Annotated in this window: 24 protein-coding genes; 11 read left to right on the plus strand and 13 right to left on the minus strand. The window is 45.2% G+C overall.

The features are described from left to right. Positions 1-133 precede the first annotated feature (133 nt). Positions 134-1291 (minus strand): phosphodiester glycosidase family protein, encoded by a 1158-nt coding sequence (locus tag ACDZ28_RS14070; RefSeq protein ID WP_375104991.1) that lies wholly within the window; start codon positions 1289-1291, stop codon positions 134-136. A gap of 176 nt (positions 1292-1467) precedes the next feature. On the opposite strand from ACDZ28_RS14070, the gene ACDZ28_RS14075 reads away from it, so the two are divergent. Both ACDZ28_RS14075 and ACDZ28_RS14080 read left to right on the plus strand, forming a co-directional pair. Continuing rightward, positions 1468-2046, plus strand: a complete 579-nt coding sequence (locus ACDZ28_RS14075) for a histidine phosphatase family protein (protein WP_375104992.1) — start codon at positions 1468-1470, stop codon at positions 2044-2046. A 76-nt stretch (positions 2047-2122) separates the two neighbouring features. Further along, entirely contained in the window at positions 2123-2941 is an 819-nt protein-coding gene (locus ACDZ28_RS14080; protein ID WP_375104993.1) for a diguanylate cyclase domain-containing protein, read from the plus strand. Between the two features lie 98 nt (positions 2942-3039). Here ACDZ28_RS14080 and ACDZ28_RS14085 read toward each other — a convergent pair whose 3' ends face one another. The 7 genes from ACDZ28_RS14085 to ACDZ28_RS14115 all read right to left on the minus strand — a co-directional run bounded on the left by ACDZ28_RS14085 (position 3040) and on the right by ACDZ28_RS14115 (position 10426). Then, complete coding sequence (locus ACDZ28_RS14085) at positions 3040-4257, minus strand: SLC45 family MFS transporter (RefSeq protein WP_375104994.1); 1218 nt, start codon at positions 4255-4257, stop codon at positions 3040-3042. Between the two features lie 17 nt (positions 4258-4274). Further along, a complete protein-coding gene (locus ACDZ28_RS14090; protein ID WP_042124663.1) occupies positions 4275-5003 on the minus strand; it encodes a glycerophosphodiester phosphodiesterase in 729 nt (242 codons plus the stop codon). A 157-nt stretch (positions 5004-5160) separates the two neighbouring features. Continuing rightward, on the minus strand, positions 5161-6027 hold the full coding sequence (locus ACDZ28_RS14095) for an STM4011 family radical SAM protein (protein ID WP_375105350.1): 867 nt from the start codon (positions 6025-6027) through the stop codon (positions 5161-5163). Further along, positions 6024-7373: an STM4012 family radical SAM protein gene (locus ACDZ28_RS14100; protein WP_375104995.1), complete on the minus strand. Its 1350-nt coding sequence runs from the start codon at positions 7371-7373 to the stop codon at positions 6024-6026. Before ACDZ28_RS14100 ends, ACDZ28_RS14095 begins: the two co-directional genes overlap by 4 nt. 128 nt (positions 7374-7501) lie before the next feature. Then, positions 7502-8284 (minus strand): STM4013/SEN3800 family hydrolase, encoded by a 783-nt coding sequence (locus tag ACDZ28_RS14105; protein ID WP_375104996.1) that lies wholly within the window; start codon positions 8282-8284, stop codon positions 7502-7504. Beyond that, complete coding sequence (locus tag ACDZ28_RS14110; RefSeq protein ID WP_375104997.1) at positions 8284-9573, minus strand: STM4014 family protein; 1290 nt, start codon at positions 9571-9573, stop codon at positions 8284-8286. Before ACDZ28_RS14110 ends, ACDZ28_RS14105 begins: the two co-directional genes overlap by 1 nt. 7 nt (positions 9574-9580) lie before the next feature. Continuing rightward, positions 9581-10426: an STM4015 family protein gene (locus ACDZ28_RS14115; RefSeq protein WP_375104998.1), complete on the minus strand. Its 846-nt coding sequence runs from the start codon at positions 10424-10426 to the stop codon at positions 9581-9583. Between the two features lie 268 nt (positions 10427-10694). Between ACDZ28_RS14115 and ACDZ28_RS14120 the strand changes: the two genes are divergently transcribed. The 4 genes from ACDZ28_RS14120 to ACDZ28_RS14135 all read left to right on the plus strand — a co-directional run bounded on the left by ACDZ28_RS14120 (position 10695) and on the right by ACDZ28_RS14135 (position 13669). After that, positions 10695-12170 (plus strand): amidase family protein, encoded by a 1476-nt coding sequence (locus ACDZ28_RS14120; RefSeq protein ID WP_375104999.1) that lies wholly within the window; start codon positions 10695-10697, stop codon positions 12168-12170. A gap of 72 nt (positions 12171-12242) precedes the next feature. After that, positions 12243-12746 (plus strand): NAD(+) diphosphatase, encoded by a 504-nt coding sequence (locus tag ACDZ28_RS14125; protein ID WP_375105000.1) that lies wholly within the window; start codon positions 12243-12245, stop codon positions 12744-12746. Position 12747: 1 nt separating this feature from the next. Further along, positions 12748-13098, plus strand: a complete 351-nt coding sequence (locus ACDZ28_RS14130; RefSeq protein ID WP_375105001.1) for a cupin domain-containing protein — start codon at positions 12748-12750, stop codon at positions 13096-13098. A gap of 25 nt (positions 13099-13123) precedes the next feature. Next, positions 13124-13669 carry a GNAT family N-acetyltransferase gene (locus ACDZ28_RS14135; RefSeq protein WP_375105002.1) on the plus strand — a complete coding sequence of 182 codons (546 nt, stop codon included), beginning with the start codon at positions 13124-13126 and terminating at the stop codon, positions 13667-13669. 118 nt (positions 13670-13787) lie between these two features. Here the strand turns inward: ACDZ28_RS14135 and ACDZ28_RS14140 are convergent, their stop codons facing one another. From ACDZ28_RS14140 to ACDZ28_RS14160, 5 genes are all read right to left on the minus strand, one after another. After that, positions 13788-15476, minus strand: coding sequence for an alpha-glucosidase (locus tag ACDZ28_RS14140; protein ID WP_375105003.1), 1689 nt, complete (start codon positions 15474-15476; stop codon positions 13788-13790). Positions 15477-15513: 37 nt separating this feature from the next. Beyond that, positions 15514-16335 (minus strand): carbohydrate ABC transporter permease, encoded by an 822-nt coding sequence (locus ACDZ28_RS14145; protein WP_170880249.1) that lies wholly within the window; start codon positions 16333-16335, stop codon positions 15514-15516. Further along, positions 16332-17198, minus strand: coding sequence for a carbohydrate ABC transporter permease (locus tag ACDZ28_RS14150; protein WP_036680400.1), 867 nt, complete (start codon positions 17196-17198; stop codon positions 16332-16334). Before ACDZ28_RS14150 ends, ACDZ28_RS14145 begins: the two co-directional genes overlap by 4 nt. A gap of 82 nt (positions 17199-17280) precedes the next feature. After that, positions 17281-18552, minus strand: a complete 1272-nt coding sequence (locus ACDZ28_RS14155; RefSeq protein WP_375105004.1) for an ABC transporter substrate-binding protein — start codon at positions 18550-18552, stop codon at positions 17281-17283. Between the two features lie 153 nt (positions 18553-18705). Beyond that, positions 18706-19710, minus strand: coding sequence for a LacI family DNA-binding transcriptional regulator (locus ACDZ28_RS14160; protein WP_042124684.1), 1005 nt, complete (start codon positions 19708-19710; stop codon positions 18706-18708). Positions 19711-20106: 396 nt separating this feature from the next. On the opposite strand from ACDZ28_RS14160, the gene ACDZ28_RS14165 reads away from it, so the two are divergent. From ACDZ28_RS14165 to ACDZ28_RS14185, 5 genes are all read left to right on the plus strand, one after another. After that, positions 20107-21060 carry an AraC family transcriptional regulator gene (locus tag ACDZ28_RS14165; RefSeq protein WP_339289481.1) on the plus strand — a complete coding sequence of 318 codons (954 nt, stop codon included), beginning with the start codon at positions 20107-20109 and terminating at the stop codon, positions 21058-21060. Between the two features lie 7 nt (positions 21061-21067). Continuing rightward, positions 21068-22144 (plus strand): Gfo/Idh/MocA family protein, encoded by a 1077-nt coding sequence (locus tag ACDZ28_RS14170; RefSeq protein WP_042124688.1) that lies wholly within the window; start codon positions 21068-21070, stop codon positions 22142-22144. A gap of 59 nt (positions 22145-22203) precedes the next feature. Continuing rightward, positions 22204-22935 (plus strand): ThuA domain-containing protein, encoded by a 732-nt coding sequence (locus ACDZ28_RS14175; protein WP_042124690.1) that lies wholly within the window; start codon positions 22204-22206, stop codon positions 22933-22935. Further along, a complete protein-coding gene (locus ACDZ28_RS14180) occupies positions 22936-23904 on the plus strand; it encodes a sugar phosphate isomerase/epimerase family protein (RefSeq protein ID WP_375105005.1) in 969 nt (322 codons plus the stop codon). A gap of 141 nt (positions 23905-24045) precedes the next feature. Then, positions 24046-24765 carry a copper homeostasis protein CutC gene (locus tag ACDZ28_RS14185; protein WP_375105006.1) on the plus strand — a complete coding sequence of 240 codons (720 nt, stop codon included), beginning with the start codon at positions 24046-24048 and terminating at the stop codon, positions 24763-24765. Positions 24766-24842: the final 77 nt, after the last annotated feature.

Genomic DNA, 24842 nt, shown 5'->3' on the forward strand with positions numbered 1-24842 from the left:
AAGCCGAAGCCGAAGCCGAAGCCGAAGCCGAAGCCGAAGCCGAAGCCGAAGCCGAAGCCGAAGCCGAAACCGAAACCGAAACCAAAGCACGGAGCGTAGCACAACGCGCTTACGATCCGCCGCCTAGATCGTTCTATTGATATTTAACTACAATCGCATTGCTAATCTGACGCCCAGGGGTCGTGAGATATTTGCCATTGTAGTACAGTCCGCTCGACGCGCCGCCATCCAGATTCATGGCTTGATACGCACCAGCCTGCTTCATCATTTCGGCCAGCTGCGGGATAGTAGCTCCACCAGTGGTCAGCAGAATCAGCTTGTGGTCCCGAGTGAGACCAAGTGCGCTGCGGGCGCCGCCGCCGGTTAAGATTTTAGGATCTTTGAAGCCTTCTGCCGCTACATTAAGAGATACCTTGCCGTTCACAAGAAGTCGCGGACCAGCTTGAAGTGCTCCTTCCATGGAACCGGAAGCGAAGCGGCTTGTGAAATCCAGCCCTGGAATAAGCGAGGCAAGATGGTTACTGTCATAGGTGAAGATTGTTCGGCGATCCCCGGAGCTATTTTTGAGCATTTTTCCGCCACTGACCATGTAGCCGTAAGGAGCCTTGTAAGCCCCCTTGGTGTAAGCATCAAAGAAGGTACCATTAATTGCAACTACAGCATTATTGCGCTTAGCTAGACTGCTCAGGTCCTCTACCTTTCCAATTGTATTTCCTGCTAATACAACATCAAGCTTCACCTTAGGATGCAGTAGGGATACCGTAACCGTCTGGGCTTTGTAAGATTTGCCGCCCACCTTGAAAGTTTTACTAGCACTGACAACGGGGGAGGAATCTGTTTTGATAAGTGCGCCAGTCTGTACAGGAACAGTCGATGAAATATCGCTATTAGTCAGGGTTACAGAAGAGGCTTCCTGATTCCAATTTAATTGAATGCCCAGCGTTTTGCTGACAAAGGACAAAGGGATATATACCGTACCGTTATCACTAAAAGCGGAGTCGGTTAGTGTAACGGACTTGTCATTGACGAGTGCAGCTGCTTGTCCTAAAGTAAGTGTAATCTTAGTGTCTGCGTTCGTAATGGTTATACGTTTGTCACTCGCATTCATTTCAGCATGTATGCCCGTGAAATTATTTAAGAGGCGCAGTGGGATGTACGAATGGTTATTTTTGGTCACATACACGGTGTTTTTCGGAACCGGAGCGGCACCAACAGTGGAGGAACAAAATGTGTAAACCGGAATGAAACATAGAAGGAATGCAAGAAAGAACGGGAACAATAACTTTTTCATATTAACCAAAATCTCCTTATCCTGTAGCTGATGTAAAAAGCGGTAAGGTTTATTATACCTCAAGTTCTAAAACATGGATAACTCTCATTTTTCAAATACTCATGGAAGGATTCTGATAGAATATAGATACCATTAAAAGAATAGTACTAGAACTCAACAACTAAAGGGAGATCTTTATGACTACAATAGGCTTAATTCGCCATGGAAGCACAGCGTGGAATAAGGAAGGCAGAGCACAAGGACATACGGATAATCCATTGGATACTGAAGGCTTGGAGCAGGCGGCTCTTCTTGCCGAACGGCTAAGCACAGAACATTGGGACTATTTATATTCAAGTGATTTACTAAGAGCAAGACAAACAGCAGAGGTAATTGCTACAAGGCTCGGCATTGAGATCGCCGGTTTAGCACCGGGTATCCGTGAGATGAACGCAGGGCTAATTGAGGGGACTACGGAACAAGATCGTGTTGAACGCTGGGGAAGCGGGTGGAAGACATTAGATTTGGGACTGGAAAATCCAGAAGCCAGCGAGATCAGAGGTAGTCAGGCGATCGAAGAAATTGCGGAGAAACATCCGGGCAGTCGTATACTGGTGGTTAGCCATGGTGCGATTTTGCGTAGTACGCTTAGACGACTTATTCCAGATCTGAACGTAACCGTTTTGCTGAGCAATACGTCTATCACTCAGATTACTAAATCCGATGCAACCTGGAACTGCGAGCTGTACAATTGTGCGCAGCATTTGACGATGTAATTAGTGTTCAGAAAATGTTCAGAGCATTTTAATATAGTAATTGCTCAGAAAGCTAATCATTTTTGTAGTCAGAAGGATGTGCGAATCTAAGGTGGCAGAGGTCCAGATTTACTTACAAACGTTATTATCCATTCTCATCGCAGCAGCGGCCGGTTATTTAGTACTAAGGCTTTACCGGGATATTTCTTCTAAAACGCCTCAAAAAAGAGCGATTCATACCGGCCTTTCCGTTATCATTATCGTCGCCTCCCTATGGAGCATGCACCAGCTAGGCGTAAAAACTTTACTGGGAAATGAAGTGGCCGATGATGGGATTATTATACCGCTATTGGTCTATGGACTTACGATAGCCCTAATCATGTTTTTGATTACACGAATGAATCTAGTATGGGCTGAAAGAGAGCAATTGAAAGAGCTGGCATATAAGGATGCTTTGACAGGGTTACTGAATAAGAATGGAATGGATCATTTTTGGGATCGGTGCAAGGTAAATGAACAGCTTGCTGTGTTGTTTCTGGATCTGAATCGTTTCAAATCGATCAATGACAGCTTGGGGCATCATGTGGGGGACTTACTGCTGCAAGAGGTGGGTAAAAAGTTAATTCAATTCTCCAGCAAAAGAAAACGTCGTATCTTCCGCGTGGGCGGGGATGAATTTGTAATTGTCGCTAAAGGTTGCTCCCAGAAGGAAGCGGAGCAGCTTGCTGTGCGGATTCTGGAGAAGACGACTAAGAGTTACCAGCTAGGTGAGCATAACTTGTTCGTCTCCATGAGTATAGGGATCAGCATAAGTCATGGTAAGGTGGATCATTTTAGGCTGCTTAACGAAGCAGATACAGCGATGTACGCCGCCAAACAACTCGGTACGGGGCGTTACTCCGTCTATAAGAATTAGAATGTGTTTGTGTAAAATACAAGCGGCAGCCATGGACCTCATCATAAGTCCTGGACTGCCGCTATTTTTATTGGACTAACTATACTCTTGGGATGAAATTATGCGCCAGGCGAATGAATACTATTAGTCACTTGTTTGCTGCCCTTCATGAGGAACAAGCAGACAAGAGCAACTGCCATACTAATCGCCGCCACGTAGAACAGGATCGAGTAATCAAAGATATCAATCATAAGTCCCAGTAGTGGAGGCGAACTGATGGCAGCCAGAGAAGAGACCAGATAATACATCCCTGTTCGTGTGCCAATACTTTCTTCTGTTCCTGTTGCCACAACATAAGGATAGGAATTGATATTAATGCAAGCCCAGAAGACTCCACCCAGCAACAGTAATCCACGAAGGAGCAAAAGGTCCTTTGCAAAACCGACAAGAGCAAAGATGGTCATTAGTCCGCATACGCCGATGATGATCATCTTTTTCTTTCCGAATCTTCCGCCCAGCCAGCCGCTCGGTATGGCGAACAGCACAAAAGCTAAAGAGAAGAAGGTGAGCGAGAAAGAAGCCGCTTGTTCACTAAGACCGAGATGATGTTTGCCATATAAGGTAAACAGTGTCTCAACGCCTTGATAAGCTACGAACCAGAAGAAAATCGCCGCTAGCAAAAATACTGTTGTACGGTCAAGCTGACTTCGAAAGGAAATACGTGAGGGCTTGGTGGCAGTAACAGCTTCTGAAGGAAGCTTCATTTGTACGTTTACGCCATCCCGATTTTCTTTTATGAAGCGTGATACGATAAACAGACATAACAAGGTAATCAGTCCAGCAACGATAAACGGAAGCGCTGGATTTGATTTATACAGGATCGAACCTACGCCGAAAGCGAGTATAGAACCGAACCCACCCATGAAATTAATCAGCCCGTTTGCCTTCGTACGCTGTTCTTCAGGTGTAATATCCGGCATAAGGGCGACGGTTGGTGAACGGTATAAGCTCATGGTCAGATTCATCAGCATCATAAACAACAGAAGTGTAAATAGTCCGGTATGGAACGGAATCAGCATGGTTAGCACGGCAGCGAAAGGCATACCGATCATAAGATAAGGCATTCTGCGTCCAAAACGTGAGGTAGTGCGGTCACTGCGGTTGCCGATCCAAGGCTGCAGGAATAAGGCAAAGTAATTATCAATCGTCATCAAGAAGCTGATAAGTGCCACACTATGTACGTATTTTTCTAGAAAAAAGGGTACAAATGCGTTATACAGACTCCACGTAATGCTGATGCTGAAAAAGCCGAATCCGAGCAACCAGACTTTTTTCACACAGTCACACTCCCTTATTATTTAGCTAGAAGCCCAGCCAGCACATCTGGATGATCTGTAATAATACCTGATACTCCAGCTTCGATTAAAGCCTTCATCCGCTCTGGATCATTAACAGTCCAAGGATGATAAGCGATGCCATGTTTAGCTGCTTCTTCGACAAATTCAGGAAGTACCGCTTGATGATAAGCATGTAGTGCGTTTGCGCCAAGCGTAGCTGCATAATCCCAAGGACGATACAGACCTTCCCCGTATAGAATTCCTGTCTTGATCTCAGGTGCGATCGTTTTACTGTGAGCTAGTGAATAATGGTTGAAGCTCGAAAAAATCACGCGATCGCTCATCTTGAAATCCCGTACAGCCGCGATAACCTTTTCCTCCATACCCGGGTAAAAGAAAGTACCATTTTTAAACTCGATATTTAGTACTGTATCTCGTCCTTGCAGCAGATCTAACAAATCCTCCAGCATCGGAATGCGCTCAGCTTTAAATTCGGGACTGAACCAAGAGCCCGCGTCCACTTCCAAAATTTCTGCAAGGGTCTTATCCTTCACATAGCCGCTTCCGCTTGTCGTACGGTTTAGAGTTTCATCATGAATAAGAACAAGTCCGCCATCTTTGGTCATTTGTACATCGGTTTCAATACCGGTTGCACCTAACTCAAGACCTTTGCGGAACGCTGCCATAGTATTTTCCGGACACACTGCCGATGCGCCGCGATGCGCAAAATTAATAATGTTTTTCATCAGCTATTCATCCCTCCAACTAAGTGTTTGCTGTCGCCCTGTAGACGAGGGCTACTGTTCATATTCCACACAGAGTAAAGAAACCCTGTTAAGAAATGCTGACAGGGTTCTTTTTCTTGAAATTTAACACACAGTTAACCGTACTGTTGTTTTCGGTTCAATGGTTCATAGCGCCATAAGGGATTCGTTCCAGCAGACCTGATCCATAGATGTTTTGCAGCTTCAGCTCTGGCATATGAATATAACCGATATAACAGTCGCACACCTTCATTCGGCAGCTTCTTATAGCGGATAGACCCTCCAAGCCATCGCGGTAGAGATTGCCAATAACACCTCTGTCCTTATAACAGCGTTTCACCAGTCCAGCACCTTGTACATAAAAGACTTCATTACCAGCATTGCAGGTTTGACCAAGACTTTCGTAATCCATAGCATTCACAGCAAAATGCGGATCAATCTTGCTCAGAAAGGAAAAATCCTCGGCTGTATAGTAATCCGGTTTATCTTTATAAGCATTGACCCACAGATATACACGCTCCGGTAATGCTGCGCGAAGCGAAGCTATCGCTGGAAAGGCGCTGCGAATCCCAACGCTCCCTACACTGAAGGGCACTTCTTTCTCGTACAAGGTCATGCATTGCGTTAGAAACTTATCCTCGCTCACTTGCCCGGGGTGGTAAGTAGCCCAAAAGGCAACCTTGCTTCGATTCAGCTTTTGGACGAAATCAAGATTTGCCGAAAGGTTCGTTTGAATCGCTACCTTCTCCACATGCTCCATATTGGAGAGCGTGATCATCGCTTCTTTGTACCAGCGGTGAATCAGTCCTTCGCCGTAAGGATTGAAAAAGATAGACAGCCGATGACCCGCTGCACCTTGCAAAGAGGCCCACTCGACAAAGGTCTCCAGACCTTGCCGATCCTTCGCGAGAGTAGCTGCGCTGTCTCTTGTTTTGCCGAAAGGGCAGTACGGGCAGTCATAGTTGCAGGAGGTGAGAGAGCCGCGGTAGTAGAGGACCGCATTCATGGCAATATGAACCTTTCCATCTGCGCTCGAATCTCTCCTGAAATAAACCAATCACCGATGGAATCGGAGTAGCCCATACCTTCGGTAGTAAGGTGCAGTACGCCGTCTGCTTCCTTCCCTAAGCCGGTATGAAGCAGGCGCGACAGTTCAGGATAATCATCCCAGAGTGAATTTCCGAAGCGCAGGTTGTAATCTTCAATCCTCAGACCTTCGCTATGTAAAATCGCCTTCAGAATAAAGCGGCGCTTCTGTTCTTCCAGACTTAGCACAATTCCGTAATCTGCCGTATCGTAACGATCTGTATTGACGTAATCGGCAATAATGCTCTCGGTTGCTTTACGGCTCACCCCATAACGGGAAGCGTAATGCACATTGCGAGTATAGGATCTAGCCCCGCAGCCCAGCCCGACCATTCCTTCTTCCTGACAGCTATAGTCAAGAATGGGTTTATCCGTTCCTGCGGTTTCCTTGGCGAAACGCCGCATGGAATATTGATGGTAACCTCTGGCATTAAGCAGTTGCCCAGCGGCTTTGTAGCAGTCTAGGCGAATATCCTCCTGACGCTGGATATCACCTGGCTTCACAATCGTATGCTCACGCGTGTAGAGCGGATAAATAAAGATTTCCTCTGGATCATGGCTAAGCGCCTGATTTAGCGAATACAGCCAAGAGTCGACGGTCTGCCCCGGAAGCCCGTAAATCAGATCCAAATTTAGAATGGGAAAATCATATTTCCCCAGTAGCTCCAGCGCCCGATATACCACATCCGGATTCTGCGGGCGATAAATGGCCGCTGATTCAGCAGCGACAAAGCTTTGGATGCCCATGCTTACCCGATCCACCGTATATTCTTTTAGAATATTCAGCTTCTCTTCGGTAATGGTCTCCGGTGAAGTTTCCACTGAGATGGAGGCTGTATTCGTATCCAGTCCCATCGTATCTACGGCAATGTGGAATAAACGGCGCAGTTGATCTGCCGCCAGTAATGTAGGTGTTCCACCACCAATCGCAAAACGGGCATACGGTTTATGTCTGGTGAATGCAGCCCACTGCTTGGCCTGACGTTCTAGCGCGTCTACGTATGTAGCGTGAACATTCGCGCGTTTATCAGGCAAGGTGAACAGGTTGCAGAATCCACAACGAGCACCGCAAAACGGGATATGCATATATAGAAAAAAGGATTCTGCAGGCTCATCTTGCCATAAGGATTCTAGTGGAATCGGCGGCTGTAGATCCCTGTAAGCTGTTTTGTGTGGATAGGAATACAGATAAGATCGGTAAGGGTGAGCAGTAATGTTTTCTTTCCATTGGTGAAGCTCTTCTAAAGAGAAGGACGATAACGTCATAACAGTTCTCCATCCTTTCCTTTTCCTTGAGATATAATAAAGTATAAGTTTCACACTATACTTTATTGTCTTATATTTCTCGCATAAACGCTTACCGTCCTTATAAGGACGTCGAAGGCGTTTATGCTTTATAAAATAAATTCCCGGTAAGGGACGTTCCATACGGTCTCGTGAGCCAAGCGATGCCCCTGATAGCCATCTTCACCATAGGCGGTTCCATGATCAGAAAACGCCAGACAGAAGGTAGGATTGCCACGTTCCCGGAAGGCATCGAATAATCGGCCCAGTTCACCATCCACATATCGGAGTGCGGCGCGCTGGCTGTCTACGGAGTCCTTTTTAGCACCGGGTATAAAATAATGGTTCGGTCCGTGAATGGCAGAGACGTTGAGGAACATGAACAGTCTTTGCTTGCTTGGAGTATCCTTTAGCAGCTTTAAGGCATGGTTCACCTGATGCTCTGTGGAACGCGGATTGGTGACCCCGAACGTCATCCGCCAGTAGCTGTGCTGGAAATAGCTTGGTAGCACACGGGCGAGTGGATTTTTTTTGGTGAAAAAAATAACCCCCCCAATACAAACCGTACGGTAGCCCTCGGCAGCAAGCCCGGATACGATATCGGGTGTATCGAACAGCCAGGTATGGGGATGCGTCTTCATTCCGGTGTTTCGGGAATGGAACATGCGGATATGTTCTTTCTTATTCGTTGTGGCTGGAGTAGGCAAGAAGCCGCCGAAGAAGGCATGATGAGCGGCATAGGTAAAGCTGCCTGGGGTATGTCTTTTCTCCCATGATCCGGTTCCGCACAAGTTCGGGCAGTTCGCTTCTTCCATAACAGCAGCATCATAACGAAGCGTATCGAGTGTGATCATAAGAATGTCATGAGTGCCGACGATGGTGTTCATATCCATTAAGATAATCCTTCCTTTATAAGCGGTGTGGAGGGAGGCGTGATATAGTCTCTAGCCGACAATACCTTCATCTCCCATTCGTAGGTGCTGCAGCCGCGGTATTTCACATCGTAAAGCAAGTCGCCAAATGGATTGACATCCGCGACAAAACATTGCTGTGAACCCCCAGATACCAGTACATCGATTCCGGCTACCCCGGAACGGGGAAAAGCAGCCAGTGCTTGCACAGCGGTATTCTGCACCTGCTCCTGTACGGATTCAGACAGCCCGGCTTCCGAAAGAGACATCCGCTGGTTGCGTAAATGCAGATTCGTAATTGGTGTAGGGCTGACCCGAGCAACCGCGTGGCAGGCCTCGCGGAGAACGACTAGCTGGCGAATATCGAATGCTTTTCCCTTAAGCCCCGCTTTAGGGATCCATTGCTCAGCATAAGCACCGTGCTGGTAGATCCAGTTCATAATTCCCGAGATTGTGGCGGTATCCGTGTACCGTCGCAGTGTACCGGAATTATAGTAAATGGGTGGTCGAGTGATGTAATTCTCGACCCCCACTGTTGTTAAGGCAATTTCGGCACCCGTCACGGGATGGATCTGATAAGCGACCACTCCGGAAGCGGCAGAGCCGAAGGCCAGCTTAATGAATACCCGGTGCATGCGCCGGGATAACATCATCTCCCGGAGAGAGTCATAATCCGTAGGCTGCTGATCTTCGCCTAATGGGCGAGGGATTGGAATCCCCGCCTTACTCAGAATCTGTTGAGTCTGGCGTTTATCGGTCATAGCCGCTATCTCGGCAGGGTCATTTAACCATAACGAACCCGGACATGCGGTTTTGGCTTCGCGCTGTAGTCTAGCCAGCATTCGGCAGTAGCCGCGGAACCATTGGGATGGATGATGCAGGACACCTTGCATGTCCTTCAATTGACGGGCTACCTTCACGCGGAGTGGCCGCGGATCAGGTCTATCGGCGTAGGGGTGAAGCGAATCGTCCATATCATCCGAATCCGGCGCACCCAAAGCGATTAAGGCTCGTTCTATCTCGAAGCTGCTGCCAGGTGATTCCAGTCTCAGTAAGGGAGGAGCTGCATTGAGATCTATTCCGTTATAAACGGAGGGCTGACTGGATAACGGCTTCTGCTGCTCCTCCATAAGATCACTTAACGATCTACCTTGCAGAAACTCAGCGTACGATAAAATGATGGCAGGAGGCATTCCGAGATCGGTACGCGCTTGCTGGATGCCGCTAGTCCGTTTATCACCAGGAATACCGATAACAATCATCGGCCTCATGAGGGGCTCACTCTGTGATGGAAGGATAACGCCAGTCTTCCTCATCATCGCTTTCCTGCTTGTCGCTTACATCAACAGGTAATCCACTCTTCTGCCAGCGGTTAATCATTTCGTCAGACATATAATGATGGCTAAGGTTTAGTGCTTTCAGTCCTTTGATTCGATCGCTGGCGAGAAGTAATTCAGCACCTTCGTCGCTAAGGGTACCAAGTGACAGATCGAGCGTATCCAGTTGATCCAGAATAGGAGCGTCTGCTAATGCACCTGCGATCTCATCTTGAATCTGGCTGTTTTTTAAACCAAGATAAGTAAGTTTAGGGAACTTTCCTACTTCTATAAGAGGGAGAAGATCTGCGAGACTGCCGTCAAATCCGTAATCTTCTACGCCTAGATATAGCTCCAGCTTGCGCAAATTCGGCAATTGGCTAGTTGCAATATGTTCAAGAACAGTTGTGCTTAAGCCTCCACTTATAATAATCAGTTCTTCTAGCTTGTCGTGTTTTAGTTCTGAGAGACTCAGCTCATTCCCACCTTGAATCGTGAGTGATTGCAGCTCTGGAAAAGCGGGGAGCAGCGGTGATAGATCGCTTTGGGTAATCCAAGAAATCTCACATTCCTCAGAGCTCATCTCGCCTATGAAAAGCTTGCGTAAAGCAGGGAAGCTAGCACTATGCGTAACGAGTGCCTCTACAACCTCTTCGGAACCATTCTCGTAAGCTTGGCCCCAATCGCCGATAATTAGGCTGGTCAGCGAAGAACTTTCAGAGCTGCTGCTAAGCTTCTCAATTTCTGTGCCGATTCTTTGGCCTTCCTCAAATTCGTCGTATCCGATGCTAAGCTTTACTTCCGTCATGGGCATTCCCTCCCGGAAAAATTTAACTTCGGAAATACCCTATCATCTGTAGGCGAGGGAGTCAAATCACAGGTGAAAATAATTATAGTCAAATTCGTCATGTCATTGTGCTAAGAATTTATGGTAGGTTTATGCTAGGGAGAATTACATTATTTTGAAATACAAGAAAGTGACGTTTCACACTATACTTTATCCTTATATTTCTCGCTAAACGCTTACCTTCCTTATAAGGATGCCGTAGGCGATTATATTTGAAGGAGCTGCTCTAATGAAGATCAAACTTCAGGAATGGATAATAGAAGCGGATATTGAAAAACTGCAAGCGGCTATGGAAGCAGGAGTAGTTAACTCAGAAGATTTGGTCGCTGCATATTTGGAACGGATTCATAAGTACGATATAGATATAAACGCAATCTTAGAAATTAATCCAGACGCTAAGGACATCGCGAGAGCACTGGATATTGAACGTAAGGAACAAGGAAGCCGGGGAATTCTACACGGTATTCCTATATTATTGAAGGATAATATTGATACCGCGGATAAAATGCATACGAGTGCTGGCTCAATAGCTTTAGCAGGATCATTTGCGGCAAAAGATTCCTTCGTAGCTGCTAAGCTTCGGTCGGCAGGGGCTGTTTTGCTTGGGAAGGCGAATATGTCGGAGTGGTCTAACTTTATGTCCAGTTCAATGCCGGCTGGGTATAGCTCACGGGGAGGGCTAGTGCTGAATCCTTATGGACCTGGGAGTGTATTTGTCAGCGGATCTAGTTCTGGCCCTGCGGCAGCTATTGCGGCGAATTTGGCAGCAGTATCGATTGGAACGGAAACCGCAGGATCAATTGTTGGTCCAGCCAGTCAGCATGCTCTCGTCGGGATCAAACCCACGGTCGGATTAGTCAGTCGTACTGGAGTAATTCCTATTTCAGTTAGCCAAGACACCCCTGGACCTATAGCTAAAACGGTTACGGATGCGGCGATTATTTTGGGAGCATTAACAGGAGTGGATGACAAGGATGAAGCAACATTTTCGAGCGAGAAGCATGCTTTAACAGACTATACTCCATTTTTAGATAAAAGCTTTATACGGCAAGCAAGAATAGGCATCCCACGGCATTATTATAACCATTTAGATGCAGAGCGGCTTTCAATTATGGAAGCAGCTATTCAGACCTTGAAGAACGAAGGGGCTACGATTATAGATCCAGTTAAACTTTACGTTGAACAGCAAAACTGGAATAATGATGTGATCTGCTATGAATTTAAAAAGGGGCTCAATGCGTACTTATCTGGGGTAGATGATTCCGTTCCGGTTCACTCTTTGCAAGAATTGATAGCGTATAATGAACATCATGCCGAAATCGCATTACAATATGGGCAAGACACATTAACAAGGTCAGAGGAAGTAACTTTAACCGAAGAAGAATATCAGCAAAAGAAACAAGAATACAGAGCAGTAGCACTCGAGCAAGGAATAGATTACGTGTTGGAACAATATAGCTTGGATGCATTATTATTGCCTGGTGATGTAGATGGTATGTATATTGCAGCGCGCTTGGGGTATCCGTTAATTACCGTTCCAGCAGGATTTGTAGCTCAAGGCATTATTGATGCTGACGGTGATCCTACCAGGGGGCCCTTTGGTGTAGTTTTTTCCGGAAAAGCCTATAGTGAGCCTACGCTCCTAGCCATAGCCTATGGGTTTGAACAAGCTACGCAGCATCGTGTTCCACCGCAACTGGAATAGGTATTGATTACTTTATTATAGAAAGAAGAGATCAGCTTGAAATATTGTCTCGAATGTGGAACTGCGTTAGTAATGAAAGAAAGCGATGGGGAAGGGCAAGTGCCTTATTGTAATGCATGTGAAATGTTCAGATTCCCTATTTTCAGCACAGCTATCAGTACGGCGGTATTAAATCGGGACATGAATAAGATTCTATTAATCCAGCAGTATAACCGTCCAGATTACATATTACTTGCAGGGTACGTGAATAAAGGTGAAGATGCGGAAACAACACTTATTCGTGAGGTAAAAGAAGAGGTTGGAATTGATATTGTAGCTTATGAATATATGCGCAGCTTGTATTTCGCACCTTCTAATACGCTGATGCTGAATTTTATAGGTGTTGCAGATTCGGAGGACTTAAGTCAGGTGAGTGCTGAGGTCGATCATGCACAATGGTTTACTTTGGAAGAGGCTGCCAGAGCTATTAAAAAGAACAGTCTTGCGGAAACCTTCTTATTGGCGATTATTGAGAAATTAAATGCGGGACAGGTACAGGTGAATTCGAATCCAGTAACTGTAGGAGGAACAATGTAAGATGCGTGTATATAACTTTGCCAAAGAAGCTGGTAAATCGATAGATGCATTCGGCAGTCAACAGCTTTTGATGTCGAGAATACTGACAGCGGCAGATTCTCCGCATGTAGGTTGTATGCACTTGGGTGAGAATGGACTTGTGGGCTGGCATCAGGCTCCGATACCACAGCTTTTTCTGGTCGTTAGTGGAGAAGGCTGGGTCAGAGCAGGGGAAGAAGCAGATATTTCAGTTAGCGCGGGTTCTGCCGTGTTTTGGGACAAAGGCGAATGGCATGAGACACGCACGGAGACAGGACTAACAGCGATAGTGATCGAAGCGGAGAATATGAGTTTGGCGATGCCGATGGTGTGAGAGATTGTTGAGCGGAGGTAAACCAATGTTTAATCAAGAGAAGAGAACAATTACGACCGAAAGATTGATGTTGAGACCCTTTGAATTAGCTGATGCAAAACGTGTCTCTGATCTCTGCAATAATTATAATGTCTACAAAAGTACGCTGACCCTACCTTATCCATACCCTGTCGAATGTGCAATAGCATGGATTGAAGCTCATGAAGAGAATTTTATCAATAATATACATTATGAGTTTGCGATTACTGATAAAAATTCAAACGAGCTCTGTGGAGCTATAGGACTGACAAATAAGCAAGCACACCGAAATGGTGAAGTTGGCTATTGGATCGGTGAGGAATATTGGGGTAAAGGATATGCAACTGAAGCAACAAAAGCGATCCTTGCGTTTGCTTTTTCAGAAAAGCATTATCATAAAGTATTTGCAAGACACTTTGCTTCAAATCCAGCCTCTGGGCGGGTGATGCAAAAATGTGGAATGGTAAAGGAAGGCATTTTATTACAGCATATCTACAAAGAAAATAAATATGATGATCTTATTCATTATGGAATTATAAACACGGAAGGTTAAGCTACAAAAAGTGAATTATTAATGTTCCTACAAGTAAATAGACAAGCAAAAAGGAGCCGAGCGGCTCCTTTTTGTAGTTCTGCTATTGAACTTAGATAAACAGATCCAGTGGGTTCGATTAGCTAAGCTTATATACACGAGCTTCATAAGGACGAAGCTGAATCGTGTTTAGTTCTTCTTCTGGATTTACTTCGTAGTTGGCAATGAGCAGTTCCTTCGCTTGGTATTTCACAGTAGAAGGAAGCTCGAAAGTCGCAGGCTCTCCGAAGAAATTCAATACAACAAGCAGTTGTTCTTCTCCAAGAGTTCGCAGATAAGCATATACCTGCTCATGCTCTTCAGCCAAGATTGTATAATTTCCGTATACGATAATCTCATGCTGTTTACGAAGTTCAATAAGCTTCTTATAGTAGTGGAAAATAGAATCAGGATCAGCCAGAGCCTTCTCCACATTAATATCTTTGTAGTTAGGGTTCACAGCCAGCCACGGAGTGCCGGTAGTGAAGCCTGCCTGAGGCTCCGAGTTCCACTGCATCGGCGTACGGCCATTATCCCGACCTTTGATGTAGATGGAATTCATGATTTTTTCTTCCGAGTGTCCGGCGGCCAAGTATTCCTTATACATATTTAGAATTTCAATATCTTTATAGTCGTCGATGGAAGCAAATTGTACATTTGTCATACCGATTTCTTCACCTTGGTAGATGTAAGGTGTACCTTGGAGAGTGTGAAGCAGCGTTGCCAGCATTTTTCCAGACTCTTTCGGGAACAGCTTATCATCTCCAAAGCGGGATAACATACGCGGCTGATCGTGGTTGTTCATATACAAGCTGTTCCAACCCTTACCGTCCAGTGCGACTTGCCACTTGGAAATAATGGACTTAATGTCCGCCAGCTTCCAAGGTTGTACATTCCATTTGCCTCCAGGTCCAGAATCGACGTCCATAAGCTCAAAGTGGAATACCATGTTCAGCTCATTACGATCCTCGGAAACATACAGTGAAGCTTCTTCTGGAGTGACATTAACGGCTTCACCCACGGTCATGATATCGTACTTGGATAGGACCTCACGGTTCATTTCCTGCATATACTCATGTACGCGCGGACCATTAACAAAATAGTCTCCTCCGAAGTGGTACGTAGGCTGATCTCCGTTACTTTCTTCAGAAACGCTAGGTAATTCCGGTACTTTGGAAATCAAGTTGATTACGTCCATACGGAATCCGTCGATTCCTTTATCCAGCCACCAAGTCATCATATCGTAGATTTCCTTGCGCAGCTTTGGATTTTCCCAATTTAGGTCCGGTTGTTTTCGTGAGAAGAGATGGAGGTAATATTCTTCTGACTTCTCATCGTATTCCCAAGCCGACCCACTGAAAAAGGAGCCCCAGTCGTTAGGCGGTTGTCCATCTTTACCAGGACGCCAGATATAATAATCGCGATAAGGGTTATCCTGCGATTTCCGGGATTCCACGAACCAGGCATGCTCATCTGAGGAATGGTTAACTACGAGATCCATAATCAGCTTCATACCGCGGCTGTGAAGTCCAGCTAACAGTTCCTCCCAATCGGAGAGTGTTCCGAAATCATCCATAATACTTTGATAATTACTGATATCATAACCGTTATCATCATTTGGCGACTGGTACACTGGGCATAGCCAGACCACGTCGACGCCAAGATGATTTAAATAATCGAGTTTCGAAATAATCCCTTGCAGATCACCAATGCCATCCCCGTTGCTGTCTTTGAAGCTGCGGGGGTAGATTTGATACACTACGCTTTCTTTCCACCATTTCTTTTCCAAGGTTATAATCTCCTATCTCTGTATAGATCTAGCTGTTTTATTTAATAGACCCTGATGTTAGTCCGCTGATAATCCATTTTTGCGCGAACAAGTAGACGATGAGCATCGGGGTTAATGCGAGCAGATATGAAGCAAACGCTAAGTTGAAATCTGTGCTGAACTGCCCTTGGAACACATATTGTACAAGCGGAAGTGTGTAGGAATCCTGATCGCCGAGTAGAACCAGCGGTAACATAAAGTCATTCCAAGTGGACAGACAAGACAGGATACCGATCGTTGCACTGACAGGAGCAAGGAGTGGGAAAATAATCTTCCAGAATGTTCCGAATGTCGATGCACCGTCTACTGTTGCCGCTTCTTCCAGTTCGTACGGAATGGAACGGATATAACCGGTGTATACAAATACGTTAAAGGCCAGACCATAAACAACGTATAGAATAATAATCCCTACAATGTTGTTCATGTGCAGGTCCGTAGTCACTTTGACCACAGGCAGCATAATAATCTGGAAAGGGATAAACATAGCGCTAATAAAATAGAAGTAAAGTACTTTGAAAAATCTTCGTTTCATATTACGTGCAATAGCATAGGCTACCATGGAGTTGGTAAGCAATATGAACACAACTGTTGTAATGGTAATTACGGTACTATTTCCTAATGCATTGAAGAAATTCGTTGCCTTAATGGCATTGGAGAAGTTCTCAAAATGCAGGCCGGTTGGCAGCGAGAATATAGATTGAGCCATTTCCTCGGGATTCTTGAGTGCGATGGCAATGGTCATGTAAAGCGGAAACAGGATCAGTAGTGAGCCTAGGGCGATAAGAATCGTTACTGGCCAATTGGTTGATTTTTTGATCATAAGTCCATCTCCCGTTTCTGCAGAAATTTAAGCTGAAGGGCGGAGATAACGACAATCACGATAAAATAAATTACGGCGTTCGCCGATTGATAGGCAAATTCTCCGCCTTGGAAGCCGCCTGTGTAGATTAAGTGGGCAATAGATTGTGTTGAACGACCTGGACCCCCGCCTGTCAAAGCGACGATTTGGTCAAATACCATCAGACCGCCCTTCATCGCGAGCACCATATTGATGGTGAAGAAGGAAGCAAGCATTGGGAACGTAATGCTCCAGAATTCTCTCCAGCGGCTAGCACCATCCAGATTGGAAGCTTCGTAAAGATCGTGAGGAATGGTTTGAAGACCCGCCAAATATAGAATTGTGTTATAAGCAATCCCTTGCCAAACGGCTACAATGACGATACCGATCCAAGCCCAATCCGAGTTACCGAGAATGTTCTGTGATAAGAATTCGCTGCCGAGTTTCGCACCCCAAATAGGGAATACATTAGCGAATAAGTAGTTAAAAATAAAGCCGACAATCAATACGCTGAGGATATTCGGCAAGAAATATACGCCACGGAAAAAGTTTTTGGCTTTAATTTTGGCGTTAAGTCCAAGCGCAATCAACAAGCTGATGATATTGATGAGAATTGTGGTTAAAATGGCATATTTAAAAGTGAACACATATGAATTCAACACATTTTCGTCTTGAAAAATGTTAATGAAGTTCTTAAACCCTACGTAATCAAAGCTATCACTAAAGCCGTCCCAGTTTGTGAACGAATAATATATACCCTGAATTGCAGGAAAGGTATGGAAGGCAAAGAAAAGAAGTAATGCCGGTATAGTCATCAGATAAAAGGCGACTCGGCGTTTGGCCATCATGTAATCCTCCTCATTGTAAAAGCGAAAGAGAAGTGGGGAAGCCCCGTTCTCTTTCGCGGTTCATGTTTGTCTGATCTAGTTATTTCCGGTTAGCTACTTTATCCCATTCCTTATCAAGCTGATCTAGGTAAGCTTTAATATCTTTCTTTTGTAAGAAGGATTGGTTGATGGTATCCACTTTCATTGCACTTGGGATGTAGTGGTCAGCAAAGTCAGCCAAGTTACCTGCGGTAAACGCTTCTTTGAAGCCGTCCATCGTTGGATCATCTTGTGTTACACCTTGTACAGCTGGGAATGCTTTTTGCTCATTGATGTATAGGCTAACATTCTCAGGTTGAAGCAGGAAGTCTACGAATTTCTTTGCTTCTTCTTTATGTTTAGTGTTCTTGGAAATCGTCAGCAACGTATCTACGCCAGAAATGACCTTGTTAGCGGCAGCATCATTTGTTGCTGGGAATGGGAATACGCCAAGTTCAATGGATGGATTGGCTTTCACGATTTCCGGGATCGCCCATACCCCTTGCAGGTACATTGCGGATTCACCTTTAGCGAATGCTGTGTTTCCGTCATTGTAACCTTTACCAAAAATATCTTTTTGTCCGAATTCGGTCAGCTTCAGCAGCTTTTCAGCAACCTCGGTATAGCTGTCTGCGAAGGTTACAGTACCAGCCGTACGCTCCTTGAAGAAATCATTTCCTTTAATGATCGTCGCAAGGGAGTTGAACGGTGTAAGTGTTGTCCATGAATCCTTCAGTGTCAGGTAGAAAGCATTCTGACCGTTATCTTTGAATTTTTGAGCGACAGCCATGAACTCATCCCAAGTAGTTGGAACAGTCACACCCGCTTCAGCGAACATCGCTTTATTGTAAATGACACCACTTGCGTTTGAAGAGAATGGAAGACCATTCAGTTCCTCCGAACCCGTCAGGTCTTTTAGCATTTGGAGATATGCTGGCTGGATATTCTCAGCGAGTGGATCACCTGTGAAATCTTCAAAAAGACCGCTGCCAGATAACGTCTTGTAGGTGTCAGTTGCTCCGATCCCTACCACGTCAGGGATATCTTTCTTAGCTGCACGAGTTTTCAATACCGTTTCAGCATCTGGCGGGTTAACCTGTGTAACGACAATGTTTGGATTGGCTTCATTGAATTTCGCAACCAGTTTGTCGAAAGTGGCTTTGGCTTCGGTTTTATTTTGGAAAAACTCGATTTTCACCTTTTCACCGGAGGAGGCATTTCCACCACTATTTGTACTGTTGCCAGTCGCATTGTTGCTATTATTCGTGCCGCATGCACTAAGCACGGACATGGCCACTAAGCTAACCACTACGGGTTTGATTGTTTTTTTCATGATAAATCCTCCTAATAATTTGTTGGTATTATGAACATGTAAGAGATTAAACATGTACGTAAATGAAAACTAATTGATATTCTGCTACTTTAAGGCTGCGGATATGCATGAACCGATAAAGAGTAAACGTTTACGTAAAAGGGGTAAAAAGACTCAGGTAAGTGACCTTACCGTTTGTCTTTCCACGATGGAGTGATCGACAATTTTGCTTTCTACAGTCTCACCTGTTTCAATCATATGAATAAGTTTCTCTACGGCGATCTTACCAATATCGTACAGCGGTTGACGAACTGTAGTTAACGGAGGAATGATCATTTTCGCCATTCCAAGATCGTCATAACCCATAATGGATATATCCTCGGGAACACTTAAACCATATTTGATGACAGTGGAGAGGGCACCTATCGCCATTTCATCACTAGCGGCAAAGACGGCGGTGACATCAGGGGCTTGCTCCAAGAGCGTTTCCATTGCAATGCTCCCGCTTTCATACAGAAAGTCTCCAAAGGTGAGATACCGATTGTCGAAAGGAATTCCATTCGCTTCAAGCGCTTTACGATATCCCTCGGCTCTGGGTGCACCAGCGATAGCATCGCTTGGATTTCCGCTGATCATGGCGATTTTGCTATGACCTTTGGATATTAAGTAGAGAGTAGCATCATAAGCAGCTTGAAAATCGTCTACTTTCACGTATGGCACACTGGCAAACTCCGTTTGGGAAGAAACCAACACTACTGGGATCTTCATCGTTTCTAGCACATCATAATACTCTTTCTTCAAGACCTCACTAGCGTAAATAATGCCATCGACTTGCTTCTCCCTTAGGAGTTGTAAGTACTTTAACGTTCGTTTACCATCCTGGTCGGTATTACAGACCATTACACTGTAATTGCGGTCATTGGCCAATTCCTCAATGCCTTTAAGCAGATCGGAGGAGAAAGCTCCAGATACACTCGGAAACATTACACCTATGGTCTGCGTACGCTTATTGATAAGGCCACGAGCAATTGCGTTAGGTTGATAGCCAAGTTCTTTGATAGCCTCATTTACCTTTTGTTTCGTCTTGTCGGAGTACCCACTTAAGTTGTTTAGCACGCGAGAGACTGTCGCAATGGAAACGTTCGCTTTTTGTGCAACATCTTTAATTGTTGGGTTCATTTCATACGTGCTCCTTAAATTACGGTTAGCCTTAGATTAAACGTTTACGCTTTGAAAAATGAAAGAAGGTAAAGTGAATTACGTAAACGCTTACCCTGAATATAAATCCTGGCAGGTATACTTGTCAACTCCACTTAAAAAAATAGTGGACCCTAAGAACTATGAAAGAGAATTGATTTTTAATAGAATGAAACCGATTTAATTACCAGTAATTTCTTTTAAAACGAAGATAGAGAACTGAAATGCAGTAAAAGCATGATATTAAGGACCGTGTACATCTAGAATTGACAAAAGAATATTAGAGGGCTACCATTTAGAGAGTAAACGCTTACGTAAAAATCGAATTTGCATGTTCAACTTGTGTTTAAATGTTCGATCGGATAAGGAGCTGCACACATGAATATTTATCTCGAAATTCCGGATGTGGATAAGCACTTTCCCTTTAGAAGTTTACTTTGTGGAGGGGATACACTGTGCTATCCGCATTGGCATAAAGAAATTGAAATTATCTATGTAACTAAAGGAAGTCTAAATCTGGGAATTAACGATACCCCTATTCACATGGAGCAGGGTGAGGTTCAGTTCATCAATGGTGGGGATGTGCATTATTTTCTTGCCTCACCTGAGAGCGAACGGGTTGTGATCCAATTTGATCTTAATTTGTTTCAGGAAGTCGCAGCTTTGAGCGGAAATGACTATTCGCTTCGTGAGGTTTTTACGCTTATGGAGCATTCTAGTTCAAAATGGCCTGAGGGAACCGCCGAGAAGATCAAAGAGCTCATTGAGAGTATATACGAGGAAGACGTACAGCGGAGAGAGGGGTACGCCTACTTAATCAAAGCTAGATTGTTTGAACTACTGACCGTTATTTTGCGGGAGGTTCCGAAGAGTACAATCAATAAACAGCCTAAGTTCTCGGAAGATACACTGAATCAGTCCAGAGAGACGCTAGAGCGATTAGAGCGGATATTTATTTATGTGGAGCAGCATTATCAGGAGGCCATTACACTGAACGAGGTAGCTAATTATATGGGCTTTAGTCCTTATTATTTTACCAAGCTATTTAAGAAGAATACGGGCATGACCTTTATAGCCTTCTTAAATGAATATCGGCTTAACAAAGCCAAATGGATATTGATCAATGATGATTTACCGATGTCTGCAGTGGCGGAAGCCGCCGGGTTTGGAAGCGTAAAGACCTTCCATCATTTTTTTAAAGAAGCAACGGGGATATCCCCACTTAAATACCATAAGACAATATTCGGGAATAAAAGAGCAAGAATGCAGGAAGAAAGCAGGTCCCGGGCTTTGTATGATAGAGATATCAAAACAGGAACAAGTGGAGGTTAGAATATAAATGACATTAACAGTAGGAATTATCGGCTGCGGAGGCATTGCGAACGGCAAACATATGCCAGCGTTAAAAAAAGTAGAAGGTGCGCGAATGGTTGCTTTTTGCGATATCGTTCCTGAGCGTGCGGAGAAGGCAAAAGCGGAGTTTGGGGATGAGAATTCTGCGGTTTACACAGATTATAAAGAACTGCTTAAAGATGCAAGTATAGATGTGATTCATGTATGTACACCGAATATTTCTCATGCTGAGATTTCCATTGCGGCTATGGAGGCAGGTAAGCATGTAATGTGCGAGAAGCCGATGGCTAAGACTACAGCAGAAGCGCAAGCCATGATCGATGCCTCAGAGCGAACTGGGAAAAAGCTAACTATCGGTTATCAGAACCGGTTCAGACCAGATTCAGCTTATCTGCATACGGTATGCGAGAATAATGGTCTTGGAGAGATTTATTATGCTAAAGCTAAGGCGATCCGTCGTCGCGCTGTTCCAACATGGGGCGTGTTTTTAGATGAGGAAGCACAAGGCGGAGGTCCATTGATTGATATCGGTACGCATGCCCTCGATTTGACCCTTTGGATGATGGATAACTACAAACCTAAATATGTTGTGGGTAACGCTTATCATAAGCTGTCCGGTCGTAAAAACGCTGCGAATGCTTGGGGGCCGTGGGATCCTGAGAAATTTACAGTTGAGGATTCCGCGATTGGATTCATTACGATGGAGAATGGCGCTAGTATTGTTCTCGAAGCAAGCTGGGCGCTGAATACCCTCGATGTTGGTGAAGCCAAGACGGTGCTTTGCGGTACTGAAGGTGGAGCGGATATGGAGAACGGTCTGCGTATTAACGGAGAAGAATACGGCAAGACATTCGAGAAGCATATTAGCCTAGAAGCGGGTGGCGTTGACTTTTATGATGGCGCAGGAGATGATCCTGCGGTGACGGAGGCTACTCAGTGGATCGACAGCATCGTCAATGACACCGAGCCTGTAGTGAAGCCAGAGCAGGCGCTCGTTGTTACCCGCATCTTAGAGGCTATTTATAAATCCTCTGAGACTGGCATGCCTGTATTTTTTGACTAATTTGAATAATCAATAAAGATTAACGACATAGATAACTATGAACTAGGAGTGTGTCCAAAGTGACCAGAGTAACGGTATGGAATGAATTCCGCCATGAACGGCAGGAAGAGAGAATTCTCAAGGTCTATCCGCAAGGGATTCACGGACAATTGGCAAGCTTCCTTCAGGAAGCCGGATTGGACGCTCAGACAGCTACGCTGGATGAACCGGAGCACGGACTGACACAAGAAGTGCTGGATAACACGGATGTACTGATTTGGTGGGGGCATGTCGCCCATCAAGAAGTTAGTGATGAGATCGTAAACCGTGTTCACCAAAGAGTGCTGCAAGGTATGGGGCTAGTGGTGCTTCATTCGGGTCATATGTCCAAAATATTCATGAAGTTGATGGGCACCAGCTGCGATCTAAAGTGGCGTGAAGCAGGGGAGAAAGAGCGTCTTTGGGTTATGGACCCTAGTCACCCGATTGCTGAGGGCATTGGCGAATATATCGATTTGGAGCAAGAGGAAATGTACGGAGCACATTTTGATGTGCCAGCACCAGAGAGTCTTATTTTTGTCGGCTGGTTTGAAGGCGGCAATGTGTTCCCAAGCGGATCGACCTATCGTCGTGGGAACGGGAAGATCTTTTATTTCCAACCCGGTCATGAATCTTACCCAACCTATTACAACAAAGAAATACAAAGAGTCATCATCAATGGTGTGAACTGGTGTGCACCAACGAAGCGTGATTATCCAGTTTACGGACATTCTGAAGCTTTGGAGCCAATCAAAGAAAAGGTGGTATTATAAATGAAATTAGGCGTATTTGATCCTGTATTTGGAAGTCTAACTCTCGATGAGATGCTTGATAAAATCGCTGCTGCTGGTTTGAATGCGGTAGAGATCGGTTCAGGAGGCAATCCCGGAAATGCCCACTGTCCAACAGATGAGCTGCTTGCCAGCGAATTAGCACGTAAGGAATATCTGGAGAAGTTCACGAAACGTGGCATTATGATCAGTGCTTTCAGTTGCCATAATAACCCGATTTCGCCGGATAAAGAAGAAGCTCGTGAAGGCGACGAAATTTTGCGTAAGTCGATCAAGCTAGCTTCACTAATGGGCGTTAAGGTAGTGAACACTTTCTCGGGAACCGCGGGAGACAGCGACGAGGCAAAAGCACCGAACTGGCCAGTTACCCCTTGGCCTACCGTGTACAGCGACATCAAAACCTGGCAGTGGGAGCATAAACTGATCCCTTACTGGAAGGAAATCGGTAAGCTGGCAGAGGAGCATGGTGTTAAGATCGGTATCGAGCTTCATGGTGGATTCCTCTGCCATACTCCTTACACGATTCTGAAGCTTAGAGAAGCAACTTGTGATGCGATCGGCGCGAATCTAGACCCGAGCCATCTGTGGTGGCAAGGCATCGATCCTGTCGGCGCGATCAAGATTCTTGGTAAAGCTGGCGCGATCCATCATTTCCATGCTAAGGATACGTACCTGGATCAGGACAATATTAATATGTATGGTCTGACGGATATGCAGCCTTACGGCGATGTGCAGACCCGCGCATGGACCTTCCGTTCCGTTGGCTGTGGACACAGTATATCTGAATGGTCAGATATCATGAGTGCGCTGCGTACTTATGGCTATGATTATGTGGTCAGCATCGAGCATGAAGACCCACTGATGACAGTAGACGAAGGCTTCCATCGTGCAGTAACCAATTTGCAATCCATTCTTATTCGCGATCAACCACAAGGTATGTGGTGGGCGTAAGGATAGTTTAAGAACGAAAGGTCTTGATTCTCTAGTTTCTGTAGAGGATCAAGGCCTTTTTTTTTTGCGTGTTTATGTGGATATGGATAAGAGTAATTTTCTACGTTCCATAGGAAAGAATAGCAAGGAGAAGGTTCTGAGATGAATGAAGGAGAGACAACAATGCTACTAGAGGTTATTGCTACAACATTAAGTGATGCAGTGCTGGCCGAGCAATACGGTGCTGACCGGATTGAATTGATCACTGGGATCAGTGAAGGAGGATTGACGCCCAGTCTGGGGCTAATAGAAAAAGTACGCGACAGCGTTTCGATCCCGGTTAGAGTAATGGTTAGACCTCACGCCAGGTCTTTCTATTATGATAAGGATGATATAGAAACCATGGCGCGGGATATTCAGCATATTGCATCTATCGGTGGATTAGCTATCGTAATGGGCATGCTGGGCCAGGAGGGGTCCATTGATGAGGAGTCCCTTCAGAGGCTGCTTCATGTTGCAAAAGATCTAGAGGTGACGTTCCATCGTGCCTTTGATGAAGTGAGGGATCAATTTGAGGCGCTAGAAATATTGACGCGTTATCCTCAAATTACTGACATTCTAACATCGGGTGCTCAGACTACAGCGCCTAGAGGTGCGGAACGTATTGCTGCGCTGGAGCAGTTTAGTGTGGGGCGATCTATCTCCATTTTGGCGGGGAGTGGGTTAACGGCGGACGGGATAAGTAATTTTATACAACGAACAGGTGTGCATCGGGTGCATTTTGGTTCAGCAATTAGAGAAGATGGTGATGCGCTGAAGCCGATAGATCCTCTTCGTTTGCAGGCAGTTCGAAACCTTCTGGATCAAAAAAAAGGTGACTAGCCATACCGATCATTATTGATTCCATCCCTCGATAGACTTGACAGCAGATTTCGGTTTAATTTGCGTTAATTGGATGG

The organism is Paenibacillus sp. RS8 (assembly GCF_041956825.1).
Classification (GTDB): Bacteria; Bacillota; Bacilli; order Paenibacillales; family Paenibacillaceae; genus Paenibacillus_AQ.

Coding starts and splice junctions, on each gene's coding strand:
- ACDZ28_RS14070 (WP_375104991.1), bottom strand. CDS start 1,291: ATGAAAAAGTTATTGTTCCCGTTCTTTCTTGCATTCCTTCTATGTTTC.
- ACDZ28_RS14075 (WP_375104992.1), top strand. CDS start 1,468: ATGACTACAATAGGCTTAATTCGCCATGGAAGCACAGCGTGGAATAAG.
- ACDZ28_RS14080 (WP_375104993.1), top strand. CDS start 2,123: ATGTGCGAATCTAAGGTGGCAGAGGTCCAGATTTACTTACAAACGTTA.
- ACDZ28_RS14090 (WP_042124663.1), bottom strand. CDS start 5,003: ATGAAAAACATTATTAATTTTGCGCATCGCGGCGCATCGGCAGTGTGT.
- ACDZ28_RS14095 (WP_375105350.1), bottom strand. CDS start 6,027: ATGAATGCGGTCCTCTACTACCGCGGCTCTCTCACCTCCTGCAACTAT.
- ACDZ28_RS14100 (WP_375104995.1), bottom strand. CDS start 7,373: ATGACGTTATCGTCCTTCTCTTTAGAAGAGCTTCACCAATGGAAAGAA.
- ACDZ28_RS14105 (WP_375104996.1), bottom strand. CDS start 8,284: ATGGATATGAACACCATCGTCGGCACTCATGACATTCTTATGATCACA.
- ACDZ28_RS14110 (WP_375104997.1), bottom strand. CDS start 9,573: ATGAGGCCGATGATTGTTATCGGTATTCCTGGTGATAAACGGACTAGC.
- ACDZ28_RS14115 (WP_375104998.1), bottom strand. CDS start 10,426: ATGACGGAAGTAAAGCTTAGCATCGGATACGACGAATTTGAGGAAGGC.
- ACDZ28_RS14120 (WP_375104999.1), top strand. CDS start 10,695: ATGAAGATCAAACTTCAGGAATGGATAATAGAAGCGGATATTGAAAAA.
- ACDZ28_RS14125 (WP_375105000.1), top strand. CDS start 12,243: ATGAAAGAAAGCGATGGGGAAGGGCAAGTGCCTTATTGTAATGCATGT.
- ACDZ28_RS14130 (WP_375105001.1), top strand. CDS start 12,748: ATGCGTGTATATAACTTTGCCAAAGAAGCTGGTAAATCGATAGATGCA.
- ACDZ28_RS14135 (WP_375105002.1), top strand. CDS start 13,124: ATGTTTAATCAAGAGAAGAGAACAATTACGACCGAAAGATTGATGTTG.
- ACDZ28_RS14145 (WP_170880249.1), bottom strand. CDS start 16,335: ATGATCAAAAAATCAACCAATTGGCCAGTAACGATTCTTATCGCCCTA.
- ACDZ28_RS14150 (WP_036680400.1), bottom strand. CDS start 17,198: ATGGCCAAACGCCGAGTCGCCTTTTATCTGATGACTATACCGGCATTA.
- ACDZ28_RS14155 (WP_375105004.1), bottom strand. CDS start 18,552: ATGAAAAAAACAATCAAACCCGTAGTGGTTAGCTTAGTGGCCATGTCC.
- ACDZ28_RS14160 (WP_042124684.1), bottom strand. CDS start 19,710: ATGAACCCAACAATTAAAGATGTTGCACAAAAAGCGAACGTTTCCATT.
- ACDZ28_RS14165 (WP_339289481.1), top strand. CDS start 20,107: ATGAATATTTATCTCGAAATTCCGGATGTGGATAAGCACTTTCCCTTT.
- ACDZ28_RS14170 (WP_042124688.1), top strand. CDS start 21,068: ATGACATTAACAGTAGGAATTATCGGCTGCGGAGGCATTGCGAACGGC.
- ACDZ28_RS14180 (WP_375105005.1), top strand. CDS start 22,936: ATGAAATTAGGCGTATTTGATCCTGTATTTGGAAGTCTAACTCTCGAT.
- ACDZ28_RS14185 (WP_375105006.1), top strand. CDS start 24,046: ATGAATGAAGGAGAGACAACAATGCTACTAGAGGTTATTGCTACAACA.